14 protein-coding genes are annotated in these 14,167 nt (G+C 64.8%); 2 read left to right on the top strand and 12 right to left on the bottom strand.

Annotated features, from left to right (window positions below):
* Nucleotides 1-99: 99 nt before the first annotated feature.
* Complete coding sequence (locus tag PZ895_RS04100) at nt 100-1,389, top strand: integrase arm-type DNA-binding domain-containing protein (RefSeq protein ID WP_126006852.1); 1,290 nt, start codon at nt 100-102, stop codon at nt 1,387-1,389.
* A 215-nt stretch (nt 1,390-1,604) separates the two neighbouring features.
* On the opposite strand, the gene PZ895_RS04105 is transcribed toward PZ895_RS04100, so the two are convergent.
* From PZ895_RS04105 to PZ895_RS04125, 5 genes are all read right to left on the bottom strand, one after another.
* Nucleotides 1,605-2,057 (bottom strand): hypothetical protein, encoded by a 453-nt coding sequence (locus PZ895_RS04105; protein ID WP_126006850.1) that lies wholly within the window; start codon nt 2,055-2,057, stop codon nt 1,605-1,607.
* A 29-nt stretch (nt 2,058-2,086) separates the two neighbouring features.
* Nucleotides 2,087-2,932 carry a hypothetical protein gene (locus PZ895_RS04110; RefSeq protein WP_201744837.1) on the bottom strand — a complete coding sequence of 282 codons (846 nt, stop codon included), beginning with the start codon at nt 2,930-2,932 and terminating at the stop codon, nt 2,087-2,089.
* A gap of 41 nt (nt 2,933-2,973) precedes the next feature.
* Nucleotides 2,974-5,517, bottom strand: a complete 2,544-nt coding sequence (locus tag PZ895_RS04115; protein WP_126006848.1) for a S8 family peptidase — start codon at nt 5,515-5,517, stop codon at nt 2,974-2,976.
* 52 nt (nt 5,518-5,569) lie between these two features.
* Nucleotides 5,570-6,580 (bottom strand): ATP-binding protein, encoded by a 1,011-nt coding sequence (locus PZ895_RS04120; protein ID WP_126006846.1) that lies wholly within the window; start codon nt 6,578-6,580, stop codon nt 5,570-5,572.
* 220 nt (nt 6,581-6,800) lie between these two features.
* On the bottom strand, nt 6,801-7,046 hold the full coding sequence (locus PZ895_RS04125) for a type II toxin-antitoxin system Phd/YefM family antitoxin (RefSeq protein WP_126006844.1): 246 nt from the start codon (nt 7,044-7,046) through the stop codon (nt 6,801-6,803).
* Nucleotides 7,047-7,365: 319 nt separating this feature from the next.
* On the opposite strand from PZ895_RS04125, the gene PZ895_RS04130 reads away from it, so the two are divergent.
* Nucleotides 7,366-8,514 carry an ATP-binding protein gene (locus PZ895_RS04130; protein ID WP_126006842.1) on the top strand — a complete coding sequence of 383 codons (1,149 nt, stop codon included), beginning with the start codon at nt 7,366-7,368 and terminating at the stop codon, nt 8,512-8,514.
* A gap of 46 nt (nt 8,515-8,560) precedes the next feature.
* Here PZ895_RS04130 and PZ895_RS04135 read toward each other — a convergent pair whose 3' ends face one another.
* From PZ895_RS04135 to trbJ, 7 genes are read right to left on the bottom strand one after another with little or no spacing between them, the layout of a single operon-like run.
* The gene (locus PZ895_RS04135; protein WP_126006840.1) at nt 8,561-8,800 is read right to left on the bottom strand and encodes a DUF2274 domain-containing protein; all 240 of its coding nucleotides are present in this window, start codon (nt 8,798-8,800) and stop codon (nt 8,561-8,563) included.
* A complete protein-coding gene (locus tag PZ895_RS04140; protein WP_126006838.1) occupies nt 8,797-10,020 on the bottom strand; it encodes a TrbI/VirB10 family protein in 1,224 nt (407 codons plus the stop codon). Before PZ895_RS04140 ends, PZ895_RS04135 begins: the two co-directional genes overlap by 4 nt.
* A complete protein-coding gene (trbG, locus tag PZ895_RS04145; protein ID WP_126006836.1) occupies nt 10,017-11,057 on the bottom strand; it encodes a P-type conjugative transfer protein TrbG in 1,041 nt (346 codons plus the stop codon). The genes PZ895_RS04140 and trbG overlap by 4 nt, the downstream gene beginning before the upstream one ends.
* Nucleotides 11,054-11,743, bottom strand: coding sequence for a conjugal transfer protein TrbF (gene trbF / locus PZ895_RS04150; RefSeq protein ID WP_126006834.1), 690 nt, complete (start codon nt 11,741-11,743; stop codon nt 11,054-11,056). Before trbF ends, trbG begins: the two co-directional genes overlap by 4 nt.
* On the bottom strand, nt 11,740-13,110 hold the full coding sequence (gene trbL, locus PZ895_RS04155; RefSeq protein ID WP_126006832.1) for a P-type conjugative transfer protein TrbL: 1,371 nt from the start codon (nt 13,108-13,110) through the stop codon (nt 11,740-11,742). The genes trbF and trbL overlap by 4 nt, the downstream gene beginning before the upstream one ends.
* Nucleotides 13,107-13,376 carry a putative entry exclusion protein TrbK-alt gene (gene trbK-alt, locus PZ895_RS04160; protein WP_126006830.1) on the bottom strand — a complete coding sequence of 90 codons (270 nt, stop codon included), beginning with the start codon at nt 13,374-13,376 and terminating at the stop codon, nt 13,107-13,109. The genes trbL and trbK-alt overlap by 4 nt, the downstream gene beginning before the upstream one ends.
* Nucleotides 13,377-13,389: 13 nt before the next feature.
* Nucleotides 13,390-14,166 carry a P-type conjugative transfer protein TrbJ gene (gene trbJ, locus PZ895_RS04165; RefSeq protein WP_126006828.1) on the bottom strand — a complete coding sequence of 259 codons (777 nt, stop codon included), beginning with the start codon at nt 14,164-14,166 and terminating at the stop codon, nt 13,390-13,392.
* Between the last annotated feature and the right edge of the window lies 1 nt (nt 14,167).

A 14,167-nucleotide genomic window follows, 5' to 3' on the forward strand; every position in this document is an offset into this window, starting at 1 on the left:
TTTTTAGTAGATGGTCGTGCTTTAGCGTAGTTTGACCGCGATGACTCTCGCCGGACACTTCCCCAGACTAAACCCAGACTAAAAATTGGGATGCCCGAAATGGCCGATAACCGGCAGCTTCTCACCGACAAGGCGATCGCGCGCCTGCCCTATGCTACCGACAAGCAATACAAGGTCCGCGACACCGAGCTTCCCGGCTTCTTCGTGCTCGTCGGAAAGAAGAAGAAGACCTTTATGGCGCAGGGGGAGTTCTGGCGCGATGGCGTCCGGGAGTTCGCCGCGCAGGTGAAGCTCGGCGAGTGCGGGGACGTGACGACGCGCGAGGCTCGCAGCAAAGCGAAGGTCGAGATCGGCTCCATCGCGCGGGGCGAGCGGCCAGGTGAAGAGCAGAAGATCAAGCCCGGCGCCGTCACGCTGCGCAAGGCGTGGGAGCGGTATCGGGACGGCCACATGGTCCGCAAGGGACGGGATGCGCGCACGATCGAGAACTATCGCGACCACATGGAGCGGCTGTTCGAGGATTGGCTGGACAAGCCGCTCGCTAAGCTCGGCCGGCAGCCGAAGCTGGTTGCCGAGCGGCACGACAAGATCAGCGAGGAGAACGGTCCCTACATCGCCAATGGCGCGATGCGAAGCCTACGGGCGGTCTACAACCACGCACGGAAGACCAATCCCGACCTGCCGCCGGTCAATCCGGTGACGGCGATCGACTGGAATACCGAGCAGCGGCGCGACACCGGCATGGGCACCGGCGACATGGCGTCCTGGTTCGCGGAGCTGACGGCGCTGACGAATCCGATCCGCCGCGAGTTCCACCTGATGACGCTTCTGACCGGCTCGCGGCCGACTGCGCTGAAGAACGTGCGGATCGAGCACATCGACTTCCGCAGCCGGCTGCTGCACATCCCGAAGCCGAAGGGCGGGGTGAAGAAGGCGTTCGACATTCCGCTATCGCGGCCGATGATCCGCTGCATCCTGCGGGCGATGCGCACCGGCCGCATCCTTTATCCCGACCAGGCCGAGTTCTGGCTGTTCCCGGCCGACAGCGACAGCGGGCATTTGATTGAGCACAAGGAAGAGCGGGACGTGCTGTCGAAGTGGGGCAACGACCTTCGCCAGAGCTACCGCACGCTGGCGCAGGCGGCCGGGGTGTCGGAACTGGACATCCATCTTCTGATGAACCATTCGCTGCCCGGTGTGAACGCGGGTTACATCACGCGCGACAGCCTGCTGCGCGACCATCTGCGCAAGCAGCAGGAGCGGATCTCGAAGGTAATCATCGACAGCGCGAAGGGTAAGGACGAGGGACCGGACCTGGGCTGGCTCCACCAAGCGAAGGTAGCCACCTTGCCGGTCTTGCCGGACGAGGAGTTGAAGGCGGCTGCCTGAGAGCCACCGACCGGGGAGCAGAGTGGCGCGTTGCGCCACTGTCCTCCACCACCGCGATCCGCGATGAAACTTAGCGTTCAAGATCGGCCATTTCTCACGCAATTCGCAAAATAAACTCGAACGATCAACGCATTGCTGCGGGTGCGGATCGGCCAAAAAGTGAAACCTGAAGGGGATAGCGACAGTCGATCACGCCGGGCAAGCGCCCCGAGCATTCAGTTGTCGTAAGCCTGTCGAACGTCTGGCGATGCCCCTAGACAGGCACGAAGAATGACGAGGGAATGTTTCAAGAGTGCCTCGCTGCGTTCAGGCGCGAACCAGTGGCCGTTGAACTTCCCCCCATGAAAGAGGTTGTTCCTGACGCGCCGCACATAGATCAGAATGCGGTCAGACTGGAGGTCCGTTTGAGGAACTCCATCTGCCCAGTCAAGAACACCTCCCGAGATGACTTGCTTTTTCGGTGGGTGCTGGAGGATGTAGCTGACGGCCTCGTTCAGCGTCGCTTCGCTGATGTTGTCAAACAGATCGGGGATGGACTCCGCGAACGAACGCCAGTTCGGCTCTGCCGCTCCCTCGCCCCTATGAAAGCCTGCGGCTTTAAGTGCGTATTCGAAGCGGGCGAAGGTGCGGAAGAGTTCAGAGGCGAGTTCGTTGAGTTTCGCGTGCATGTTGCTCTCCGACTCTCGGCCTGATGTTGTCATTTCCTATGGATAAGGAAGATCGACACCGCGCAGGCGACGCTGACGACCAGTTCCGCCTCATCGTCCCCGAGCTGCTGTCCCTCCTGGATATGCCTGGCCCTTTCTGAGGCGAAGCCCCAAAGCTTTTCGACGGCCTCGTCGAGCGGTCGAGGAAGGCCGAGGCGCGGTAGAAGTCGTCCAAGGGTCAGTCCGGGTTGCTTCGCAACGTCGCGTGCAACGCATTCCAGTGCTGCGATGGAATGCTGGATAGCGCCGGTTCTGTCCGGCGTCGGCCGCCGGGAAATATCCCGCAATGCCTCACGAATTTCGGAGGCCGCACTCAGGCGTCCGGTTGCCGTTAGGGCCTCAACCGCGTCGGCGGTTGCGGCCGCAAATGGAGCACTCCCACGATAGACGATGCCTTCGTGATCTTTCAGTTCCCAGCCGATGCCCTTCTCGCGGAAAAGCCCGTTCAGCTCGTCGCGAAACTGGTCGGCCTGCTGGTAGTGGAGGGTGCGGTGCAGCCGCTCGGCGATGTCATAGACCTTGAACCATTCGCAGTCCTCAAGTTGCCATCGAACCTCATCCCAGATGTTCGGGTATTCGGACCAGTTGTTGCGGTCAGGGGCGACAAAGAGGACGCTGCAAACTACATCCCTGATCTGACTCGGTGCCAAGCCTGCGTTGACGGCGATCTGCGCGACGGCATATCGCAGGTCATCCGGCGCGTCTTCCCGGATGGTGATGTCGGGTTCGGATGGCTTGTAGCCGTAGCGGTCTGAAAAACTCTGTGACATGACTGAGGTTATATGATCGGGGCAAAGCTGAAAGTGTCCCGGCACCGGAACCTGACTCTTGTCCACGTAGCTGAAAATTCGGTCGCCGTCTCGATACTATTTGAGGCTCAGCCAATGGAGATTTCGATTTCCTTCACCTCCACGAGAGCCGCAATCTCCGAATAGAGGTCGACGGCCTGCCCCGCGGCAGAGATCGAGATGACCAGCGAATAGCGCGCCTTGTCCGTTATCCGCTTCTGGCCTGTGTGCGACTTCCACCAGCCGCCGACCGGATAGACCGCGATGGCGTCATGGCCGGCAAGCTCGATCGCACGGCCGCGCCAGAGATCGCAATGGAGCGAGCCGGCCTGGATGGCCTTGGGTCCGAGCAGCCAGTAGCTCGCTTCTGCTTCAGTTTCCGAGCCATCCTTTTCCTGGCTGGCGGAGATGCGGCTTCTGAAGCGGGCATTCGTCTCGGTGCGCTTTTTCATGTCGAAGCGGAGCCCGAACGATCGGTAGGTGTCCGGCCGCGTCGCGGCCTTGCCGGTGATGTTGGGCTCGATGAAGTAGGAGAGCGTCACCTTCATGACGACGATCTCGTTCTCGATCTTCTCCAGGGCCGCTTTCGGCCAGGGTAGATCGTAGAAGTGCATTTCATTGAAGACGCCGCTGCGGCCATCGGTGCCGATCGCAAAAGGCTGGATTTCTGCTTCAGCGACGAGGGTAACGTCATTGCGTGCGGAGAGGATCGCACGCCCGAGGTCGGGAACGCCGTAGCCGAACTCGCGCAAGAGCTGCTGCTTCTCGGCCTTTGCCCCACTCTTCCAGTGCGCCCCGCGACCGATGAACCGCCTTCGGATCGGTTGCGGCCATTGCGCGGAGTCGACTGCCAGCGCGCGGTACGTTTCCGGCCAGTGGCCAGGCAGCGCCGCGTGCAGGCTACCCATGAAGTATCCGGCTACCCCCACCGCCGCGCTGGTCGCCCAGAACGGCACCAGCGGCTCCGCGGCTACGTCCGATCCGGGCGCAAGCAGCGAGACGGACGGTCCCCAGGCGCAGAAGCCGGTGGCGTCGGAAAGCATGTTGCCGGCCTCGAACAGCACCTCCGGCTTGATCGGCGTGAGGTCGTCGGGAAGCGACTGCGAGCCGCGGCTGAAGGGGCTGCGATGGTTGGCCGGAACGACGGGATCAAGGACCGGCGGCGGCGCGGGAGCCTGCTCCTTGCGCGTGAAGCCGCCAATCGTCAGGGCATTCCAGCTTTGCGCTGGATCTTCGAGCGGCAGGGAGGGCACGACGTTGACCATCATTCCTCCCGACACATTGCCGGTTGCTGCAAGGACAAGACGCTTCGGGCGCTCCGATGCCGGCACGTCGTCGGCAGCATCACCAGGCATTGATCCGGCGGCGACCTGATCGAGCGCGCCGCTCCATGTGGAGGGGCGGCCCGGCGGAAAATCGGTTGCGGTGGCGGCGAGGCAAAAGCTGCGGGGAATGCCGGGGCGCTCGATCTCGACAAGCGCGACGGCGCCTTGCGTCACGACACCGTAGCTCGGCGGTTTCGTAGGCGGAAAACCGTGCGGAGGGAGCAGCTTCATCGACTCCGCGGCATGGGTGAGCGTGACCGGCTGGCTGCCGTTCATGAGCGGCTCCAGATCGCCATAGAGGACGAGACCAGCGAGCGGCGTGCCGTGCCCGCCGTCAGGATGATGGTCGTCCGTTCCCCAGGCCACGTCGTAGGCCCATGCGCCGGCCAGTCCGGGCTCGATCAGCGGATGGGCGGCGCTAACGCCGGTATCGAGCGCGCATACGGCCGGTGCGTCGCCTGCGGGCGGGATCACGCGATCGGCAAGCTCGGCCACCCAGTCGTGCTGGCCCATTCCGTTATCGCCGCGATCAAGGAACGGCTCGATCGAACCTGTCGCCTTCCTGATTTCGGTGAGCGCGCCCGGCACCTTCGCTGCGAAGGCAGACAGCGCGCCGGCTGCTGCATGGACGAACAGGACCGTCGTATCGGGGAAGATGAGCCGGTCGGAATGGACATCGAAATTCGCGCCGCGCGCCAGTTCGGCGAGGCGATCGGAGATCGCCGCAGGCTGGCGAACCCAAAGCTCCCACCATACGATGTCGGGCGCAGCAAGATCGACGTCGCCGGTGAAGAGTGAAAGGCTCTCGGTGGCGCGCACGGTTTCGACGGACTCGAATTTCTCCAGGTCCGGGCGCCGCTGGTTGCCGGGATCACGCCCATAGTCTTCGATCCTCCCGCGCAGAAAGGCGCGCGTATCGTCGGGCACGAAGAGCAGCGCGCTTTCTGTGCGATCGTCGTTTCGCTCCGAGCGGAGCACGACGACATCCTGAGTCGGGAACTCCAGCGTCGCCGGCACTTTGACCGCCTTGACGCGCGAACCTTCGGCCGGCGGAAGGGTCGTCACTTCGACGATCGTGCCTGGCTTCAGACCCTGGACGGGCAGCCGCGCATCGGCATCGGTTACCGGCAGCTCACCCAAGGCTGCGTCGAGTTGATCGAGCAACGCTGCTGCATGGGCTGCATAGTTGGCCCGGAGCGGCTTCCGCTCCTGCTTGCGGGACGGGTAGGTGTAAGCCGCCGTTTCCGCGAAAGCATTGATCGAAATGTGCGGGCGATTCCGCCCCCCATAGTCTTCAGACTCCACCATAAGACCCTACCATAAATGAGTCGTTCCATTTCGTCCGGTCCGAAGAGATTCACTAAAGGCGGGACTGTCGACGGAACTTCTCCTTGAGGGTCTGACGGTTTTGCAGGGCGTCGCGCAAAGCCTCGACCGACACCTTTGCAGCGTCTTCGAGAATGGCGTCCTTGACCACGGCGTCGGCGGCGCGCACCAACTCGCCTTGGCTCAGCCCGTCGAGCGCGGGCGCAAGCTCGGACCAGGACTTGGCTGCAATCTTGAACTTGCCGAGCCGACGTTCGATGATTGCCCGCGCGGCGGCAGCATCGGGCCGCGCATATTCGATCACTTCGTCGAAGCGACGTGCCAGCGCTTCGTCGAGGATTTCAACATGGTTGGTCGCGGCTAGGACGAGACTGTCTGTCGAGTTGGGTTCCTCCATGAAGGCGAGCACTGAGTTAAGCACGCGCCGGATTTCTCCAACGTCGTTCGGTTCGCCGCGACGGGCACCGATGGCGTCGAACTCGTCGAGGAGATAGACACCGCGCGTCTGCGCGATCTGGTCGAACAGCAGCCGCAGCTTGCCGGCAGTCTCGCCGAAATAGCGGCTGAACAGGGATTCCAGCCTCACCGTGAACAGGGGAAGTCGCAGTTCCCCGGCAAGTGCCGAAGCCGTCATGGTCTTTCCCGTTCCTGGCGGCCCCACAAGCAGCATATGCGTCGTCGGCGTTTGCCCATGCTCGCGAAGCGTTGCCCGCTCCTGCTGCTGGCGAACGACCCGCATCAGGCGCGCACGAACATCGTCAGCCAGCACCATGCTCGCCAGCGTGATCTTGGGATAGCTGCTCTCGACGAGGCCCTGAAGTTCGCCGCGCGGCCGGGCCAGCGGGATTGGCGTTTGTCCGCCGGCCGGCGTTCCATTCCGTTGCCGGTCCCGCGCCTTCTGAACGAGGCGCTTCAGCTTATCGGCCTGTTCCGTGTGCCCCTGCCGGGCCTCCTGGGCTGCAACCTGAAGCGCGATCGAGAGAAATTGTTCCTCGTCCCCTTCGATATGGGAGTTCAGGAGCGCGAGAAGGTGCTTGGTCGACATACTCGCCTCCTTTCTTCGATTGGGCTGGACTCAGAATGACTACCGCCGCCTAAGATGGGGTAAAGGCGAACAAAACACTAACGGAACAGGGCGGGAAACGCCAGAGTCACCGGGATAGAAGGCTGGGGGATTCGGCTATTACGGGCGGGAAACCGCCGGCGCCGTTGCGGTGTTCATATCCGGCTGATCTGCCCTCCGCGCCGACGGCAGGAACTCCAGTCTATAGGTCATCGAGGTTGACCGGCACGCCCGTCTCGCCGGCCCGCGCCTTCGCGATCTCGATAAGCGCCTGGTCGTCGAGCGCATCCATCATCGCCTCATAGGTGCCGGCTGGCACCATATACGCCATGACGCGGTTGCGATTGAAGATCGCGACCGCGCTGCCGCGCGCACCATCGACAATGGCACTCGGATTCTTCTTAAGGTCGGAGACACTCACGGCGATCTCGGCTTCGATACGCTGCATGGCCAGGCCCTCGAATGACTGCACTGAAATCAGTTCAGATTTCAGTGCGGAATTTCGATCTATAGAGCGCATCGCCGCTCTCCATGCCAGAGGGTCGGAAGGCAGGGACGGCGTTTTCCTGCCGCAGGCCGGAATTATTGTGGAGGCGCTCCCGATAGAGCCCTAAGCAGCCACCGAACTTTCTACGCTCCTTTTGCTCGTGCTAACAACCTGACTTGGGCGAGACGTTCTTCAAGCTCGCAAGGCAGAACTGGAACGACGCCGGCGACAACGCACCTGACGCTGACGGGTAGCACTTGGGAACTAGGGGACACGACAGATGCTCACCGACGTGTTGCTTGAGGAATTGCGCTACAAGGGCGAAGGTTCCGATCTGGACTACAAGGCCGAGCGTTATCCGTTCGCCAAGGCCACCGATGACGAAAAGTCGGAGCTTCTGAAGGACATCCTCGCGCTGGCCAATGCGCATCGGATCGGAACCGCCTACATCCTGATGGGGTTCAAGGAGAAGCCACCGCATCCCGCGGAAGTGGTCGGACTGGCTCCAGAGGGCGCGATTGATGATGCCCGTCTCCAAGAGTTCGTGAACGGGAAGCTGGAGACCAAGCTCGACTTCCGTTACGAGGAACGGTTGTTCGATGGCAAGCATATCGCCGTGATTTCTATTCCGAGACAGCAACGGCCTTTCTACCTCAAGAAGAACTACGGCAAGTTGTCCAAGGAGGAGGTCTATGTGCGCCGGGGGAGCGCTACTGCGATCGCTGCACCCCGAGAGATCGCGATGATGGGAGCAGCCAATACGGCGAGGGCTGAAGCCCAGATTTTGCTGTCGTTTCAGACTCCGGAGAACCAGCCGCTGCCGGATGCCTTTGAGAGAGAGTTCCTGATTTTCCCAAAGGATTTGCCTGATCTCGAACCAGATCGAAGCAGCATGTTTCGCGTTCCTGGCCTGAGCGTCAATGAAAACTACTGGCGAGACGGAGCATACTACCATTCGAGCTGGAGAAGAGTAATACAAGCTCGATTATCGTTGGAAAATCAGTCTGAATACTCGCTCGGAGACACGCACCTGGAAGTGACATGCCGTTGCCCGGAGGGTGAATCCGTGTCGCTGCTTCGCGCCGACCACATGCCCGACGAGCCAGACTCCTCCTATTTGGCCCACATCACCTCCAACTTTGAGCATGCCAATCAGCGGGTGAGCATTGACGAGCGAGGCAGCGAGCCGGTGGCACACGTCGCATTGGGAACGATACGGCCGGGCCAGACGATTCGCGCTGAGGAGGATCTGGCGTTGTTGCCATCAGGTCCGGGCAGTTATCTTGTTCAGGTTCGTGTCATGGCCAATGAAATACCGACCCCGCGACTGATCGAACACCCGTTTGAGGTTGCCGGCCCGGTGACGGAGGTTAGCCTGTCGGACTTCGTTGCGTTGATGCAACCTTCCTCGGACGCGAACGAGGACTGAGCGCTCCATGATGACGACTGATGGCGTATCGTCCGAAGCCAGACCACTAGGCGGAACGCTGCGACAGATCGGTGCGCTTCGCCTTGCTGAATCCTTTGTCGGTGGCCATGAAGCGCTGGAGCATCGGCGCCACCAGCTTCGCCGGATCGAGCGCGGCAGTCTCGCCGGCGGTGCGGGCGAGGATCTCCGCATAGGCGACGAGATCGCGGTGGACGGCGGCCGGCAGCTCGACGGTGATCTTGACCGGCCGGTCGTCGGGGATGGCGGAGAGCTTGAGCTTGGTCATGACGGCTCCCTCGCCGCGCCGTAGGGCTGCATCACAAGATCGCGCTGGACGATCACACGGACCGGGAAGCCGGGCCTCACGGTGAGCGTCGGCTGGATGTTGAGCTGGCGGCGGACGATCTGCTGGCCGATGTCGGAAGCGGTGTCCTGCGCGCTCTCGCGGATGGCGCGGGCGATCTCGCTCTCGTCGCCGATGGCGAGCTGCGTGCCGACGCCGAGCAGCGTCGAGAGCGCGGCCGCGCGGAAGAGCTGGCCCCAATGATAGTCGACCTGATCCTCAAGGCCGGAGAAGCCCTGCGGGTCCGTGCCTTGCAGCCGCTCCAGCACGATCGAGGTTCCGTCCGGCATGACGATGCGGTTCCAGACCAGCAGGACACGGCGCTGGCCGAAGGCGACCTGGCTGTCGTATTGGCCGATCAGCCGCGCACCCTGCGGGATCAGGAGGTACGATCCGGTCGGGCTGTCGTAGACATGCTCCGTCACCTGTGCCGTGACCTGGCCCGGCAGATCGGAGCGGATGCCGGTGATGAGAGCGGCGGGAATGACGGCGCCGGCCTGAACGACCCAGGGCGACGCCTTGTCCTGCACGCGGTCGGTGCTGACGGTGCGGCGGTCCGTCTCCGCGTTCACGAAGGCGAGCTTGCGGTCCTGCATGTTCTGCGCGGAGCCGGGATCGAGCGAAGGCGGCTCGGCCGGAAGGGTCAGGCCGGTCATCGGATCGACGGCGGGCCTCGTGCCGAGGGACAGGCCGTCCGTCACGCGCTCGCCGCGGCTGTCGGTGAACAGCCTCGCGGTGCGGGCGGCCTCGATCTCGGCGAGGCGGCGCTGCTCCTCCGGATCGGCCTGCGGGGTCTGGATCGCCGGCGGCGCGACCGGCCTTCCTTGCTCCTGCGCGCGGCGGATCGGTCGGCCGAGATCGCCAGGCAGCGCCGGCCCTAGCTCCGGCACGTCAGGACGCGGCAGGCCGGTGTAGTCGCGGGGAAGGCTCTGCAAGCCGTCCGCCGTCGAGCGGTTCTCGGTGCTGTAAAGCTCGGAAGGCTGCTGTCCGCCGCGCCGGCTCGTGTCGAGCGCCCAGACCAGCGCGCCGAGGACCGCGACGGAAGCGACGCCGCCGAGGCCGATCAGCACCTTGCGCGAAAGCCGGGTGACGCGCGGCGGCTCGGGCCGCAGGCGCAGCTCGGCGCGGATGTCGCCGCCGGGAGAGGTATGGGCGTCGGTCATCGCCCTTCTCCCCTGGCGAAGATCGCCGGACGGCGCGCCGCCGGCCTGCCGTCCGTGCGGACGATGCGGACACGGCGCTGCGCTTCCTTGTCGCCCATGCGCAGCTCGGCCGCCGCGAACAGCCGGTCGACGACGTAGTAGTTCTGGTTGGCTCGGTAGTTGACCAGCTCGGAGTTGCCGGACGGGCCGATGACGAAGAGCGGCGGCATCTCGCCCTGAGCGATGCCGGACGGGAACTCGATATAGACCTTGGAGCCGTCGTCGAAGGCGCGAAGCGGCTTCCACGGGGCGCTGTCGCCCTCGATCGCATAGCGGAAGTTGAGCCTGGAGATGTCGACGCCGCTCGCGACGGGCTGGACCTGGGCGGCCCTCGCGTTCTGGCGGCGCAGCGCGATGAGCTGGTCCTGCGGATATTGCCATGACACCGACGCCATATAGGTTGAGGGTGTCGAGCGCAGCTCAAGGTGATAGGTGCGGCGATCGGTGTTGATGACGAGGTTGGTCTGAAGATCGGGCCGCGTCGGCTTGACGAGGATATGGACTTGGCGGCGATCGCCGCTGCCGCTCTCGGTGTCGCCGATGATCCAGCGCACCGTATCGCCTGCGGCGACGGGGCCGGAGCCGACGAGCTGCTCGCCGTGCTGGAGCGCGATGTCCGTGACCTGGCCGGGCGCGGCATAGACCTGATAGAGCGCCCCGGCCGAATACGGATAGACCTGCACGGCATTGATGAAGCCGTCCCGGACGGGCTGCATGCGTGCGGCTTCGTTGGCCTGGGTGATACGCTGGCGCGGATCGGCCGGCTCGGGCTTCGCCGCGGCTCCGTCGACCGGCTTCAACTGGCCGGGAAGCGGAAGCGGCTTAGGCGTCTCGACGATGCGGACCGGACCGGGCGGATCGGCCGTGAGCACGGCCGGCGCGGCATCGTCGTAGTCGATCTCCGGCGGAATATACTTCCTGGCGCAGCCGGCGAGCGCCGTCGCCGTCACCAGCACGACCAGCGGCAGCGAAGTCCTTCTCCTCAAGGCCCCCATCATGATCCCATCTCCCTCGACCAATTGATTGCGTTGACATAGACGCCGAGCGGATTGGCCCGCAGGCGTTCGGCGGTGCGCGGCGGCTGGATCACCACGGTCAGGATCGCGGTCCAGCGCTCGGTGGCGGCGAGCTGGCCGTTCTCGTATCGGCGCTCCGTCCAGGCGATGCGGAAGGAATCCGGCGAGGCGCGGATGACGGACGAAATCTCGACCGCAACCTGCTGCCGGCCGACGCGCGCGAACGGATCGTTGGACCTGGCATAGTCGTTGAGCGCGATTGCGCCGCGATCGGTGGTGTATTCATAGGCGCGCAGCCAGTTCTGCCGCACGATGATCGGATCGACCGGAATCGCGCGGACCTGCTCGATGAAGCGGCCGAGATGCCATGCGATCTGCGGATCGGTCGGCCGATAGTCGGCCACGGCCGAGGCGACCGCCTGGGCCTCGCCGAAGCGGTCGATCTGCACCACCCAGGGCACGACGGTCCCGCGCGTCGACTGCCAGACGAGCGCTGCGGCAAAGCCCCCGGCGAGCAGCAGCGATCCGAAGGCCATGAGCCGCCAGTTTCGGGCCTGCGCGCGGGCCGAGCCGATGCGCTCGTCCCAGACCTGAGCGGCTCGTCTGTATGGGGTTTCGGGTTCGGGCGTGCGCGCATAGCGCACGGTTGGTCGTTTGAAGAGGTTCATCCGCGGTCGTCCTGATTGAGAGAGACGTTCATGGAACCGCCGCCGGAATCGCCGGAGCGGACCGCATGGGCGGCCGCGGTGGTTCCGTGGCTGATGGTCTGGCCGCGCTTCATGCGCGCGGCCCATGCAGGCTGTCCGGAAGGCGCGGCGGCTTCGGCGGCGCTGCCTGCGCCCGACGCCATGCCGGCGACTTGTGACTGGCCGCCGGTGGCGGTCCATGCGCCGGCTTGCCCGGAGCGGAAGCTGGACCGCATGGCATCGGCCGCGCGCGACATGGCCTGACGGGCGGGTTGAGCAGCGGCGGACGCGCCGGCCTTGGCGACACCCCCGATACCGGCGGCGACGGCGCCCATGCCGGACTGGCCGGAGGTGGAGGCGGCCAGCCCGTAGGCGGCCGACGTGCTGCCGGCGAGATGCGCGCCGCCGCGTGCGGCAGCGGCCGACATGCGCCCACCAGCCCCGATCGCCGCAGCACCACCGCCGGCCGCCGCACGCGCGCCCATATAGCCCGCCGCCCCCATACCGGCCACCGCCAGGCCGGTGCCGACGGCCGCGCCTGCGCCGAGCTGCGGCGCACCGGAGACGAGGCCGGTCGCGATGCCGGGACCGAAGATCGACAGGCCCATCAGGGCGAGAGCGCCGAGCGCCAGCGACATGGCGTCGGTGATGGTCGGCTCGGGCGGGAAACCGGAGGTAAACTCGCCGAACAGGCCGGAGCCTATGCCGACGATCACGGCGAGCACGAGGATTTTCACGCCGGAGGCGACGATGTTGCCCAGCACCTTTTCCGCGAGGAAGGCGGTCTTGCCGAACAACGCGAAGGGAAGCAGGACGAACCCCGCCAAGGTGGTGAGCTTGAACTCGATCAAGGTCACGAAGATCTGGATCGCCAGCACGAAGAAGGCGATCAGCACGATCGCCCAGGCTGTCATCAGCACGACGATCTGGACGAGGTTCTCGAAGAAGGACAGGTAGCCCATGAGATCGCCGGCGGCCTCGAGTATCGGATTGCCGGCGTCGATGCCGACCTGTGCCACGCGGCCGGGCTGGAGAAGCTCGGCGCCGGAGAGCGAGCCGCCGCCGGCCTGAAGGCCGAGACCGGAGAAGCTCTCGAAGACGATGTTGGCGAGCCAGTTGAAGTTGCCAATGATGAAGGCGAAGAAGCCGATATAGAGGGTCTTCTTCACGAGGCGCTGAAGCACGTCCTCGTCGGCGCCCCAGGCCCAGAACAGGCCGGCAAGGGTGATGTCGATGACGATCAGCGTGGTGGTCAGGAACGCCACCTCGCCGCCGAGCAGGCCAAATCCGGAGTCGATGTAGCTGGTGAAGACGCTGAGGAAGCGGTCGATGACGCCGACATCGTTCATGGCCGGACGCGCTCCCCGGACGATTCCAGAAAGCGGCGGCGGCTCTCGACCCATGCTCTTTTGCAGGCGGCATCGTCGGCGGCCGCCATGCCGAGGTCGCGGCAGCGGACCAGCTCGGCATTGGCGGGCTCGCCGCCCGGATCACGGAGGCGGGTGGCGGGGGCGTCATCCTCCGAGCCTGCCTCGCGCAGCGCAGCGACGGCAGCAATCATGGCTGCGCCGATGGCGAGGACGGCGATCATCCGGGCGGCGATCTTCAGGTCCATCGTGTGCGTGTCCTCAGTCGTTGAACATGCGCACGCTGGACGGGCTGTAGTCGCGGCCGGACATGAAGCGGCCGAACTGCTCGCGGGCCTGCTCCTGCGCAGCCGCGCGGCGGGACTGCTCCAGCGCCTCGGCGCGACCCTGCGCGGCCAGCATGGCGGTCAGGTCGGCGATCTGACTCGCCTGCACGGCGAGCAGCTCGTTGCCTGCCTGGGTCGCCTGAAGGATGCCGACCGCCGACTGGCTGGCGCCGACCAGCGATCGGGTCTGCGCCTGCGTGCCGTCGATATTGCCCACGGCGGTCGCGCCGGCCTTCAGCGAATGCTCGTAGGCCGAAAGCGACTGCTGCCAGCGCTCGCGGGCGGCGGCGACAAGCTGCTCGCCGGTCTTGTCGCCGGCGAAGTCGCGATAGGTCGAGGAGAACTGGCTCTCGATGTCCTGCACGCTGTAGGCCAGCCGCTCCGCCTCGCCGAGCAGGCTCTTCATCTCCGAGAAATTGCCTTCGATCTCGGAGATCATGGAGGTGGGCAGGCTGGTGAGATTCCTCGCCTGGTAGAGCAACATCTGCGCCTCGTTGGCGAGGGACGTCACCTGATTGTTGATCTGCTCCAGCGCGCGGGCGGCCGAGAGAAGATTCTGGCTGTAGTTGGTCGGGTCGTAGACGATGCGGCCGCCGAAGAACTGCGCGTGCGCGGGCACGGTGACGGCGACGATGGCGGGCGCGGCGAGCGACAGCGCCATCGCGCCGGCGAGCGCGCGGCGAAGGTGGGCGTGTCGAGTGGTGTGTGGCATG

Source organism: Mesorhizobium sp. YIM 152430 (assembly GCF_029210365.1).
Taxonomy (GTDB): Bacteria; Pseudomonadota; Alphaproteobacteria; order Rhizobiales; family Rhizobiaceae; genus Aliihoeflea.

Excerpts from the sequence above, each read along its gene's own strand:
- PZ895_RS04100 (WP_126006852.1), top strand. The coding sequence starts at position 100 with ATGGCCGATAACCGGCAGCTTCTCACCGACAAGGCGATCGCGCGCCTG.
- PZ895_RS04105 (WP_126006850.1), bottom strand. The coding sequence starts at position 2,057 with ATGCACGCGAAACTCAACGAACTCGCCTCTGAACTCTTCCGCACCTTC.
- PZ895_RS04115 (WP_126006848.1), bottom strand. The coding sequence starts at position 5,517 with ATGGTGGAGTCTGAAGACTATGGGGGGCGGAATCGCCCGCACATTTCG.
- PZ895_RS04120 (WP_126006846.1), bottom strand. The coding sequence starts at position 6,580 with ATGTCGACCAAGCACCTTCTCGCGCTCCTGAACTCCCATATCGAAGGG.
- PZ895_RS04125 (WP_126006844.1), bottom strand. The coding sequence starts at position 7,046 with ATGCAGCGTATCGAAGCCGAGATCGCCGTGAGTGTCTCCGACCTTAAG.
- PZ895_RS04130 (WP_126006842.1), top strand. The coding sequence starts at position 7,366 with ATGCTCACCGACGTGTTGCTTGAGGAATTGCGCTACAAGGGCGAAGGT.
- PZ895_RS04135 (WP_126006840.1), bottom strand. The coding sequence starts at position 8,800 with ATGACCAAGCTCAAGCTCTCCGCCATCCCCGACGACCGGCCGGTCAAG.
- PZ895_RS04140 (WP_126006838.1), bottom strand. The coding sequence starts at position 10,020 with ATGACCGACGCCCATACCTCTCCCGGCGGCGACATCCGCGCCGAGCTG.
- trbG (WP_126006836.1), bottom strand. The coding sequence starts at position 11,057 with ATGATGGGGGCCTTGAGGAGAAGGACTTCGCTGCCGCTGGTCGTGCTG.
- trbF (WP_126006834.1), bottom strand. The coding sequence starts at position 11,743 with ATGAACCTCTTCAAACGACCAACCGTGCGCTATGCGCGCACGCCCGAA.
- trbL (WP_126006832.1), bottom strand. The coding sequence starts at position 13,110 with ATGAACGATGTCGGCGTCATCGACCGCTTCCTCAGCGTCTTCACCAGC.
- trbK-alt (WP_126006830.1), bottom strand. The coding sequence starts at position 13,376 with ATGGACCTGAAGATCGCCGCCCGGATGATCGCCGTCCTCGCCATCGGC.
- trbJ (WP_126006828.1), bottom strand. The coding sequence starts at position 14,166 with ATGCCACACACCACTCGACACGCCCACCTTCGCCGCGCGCTCGCCGGC.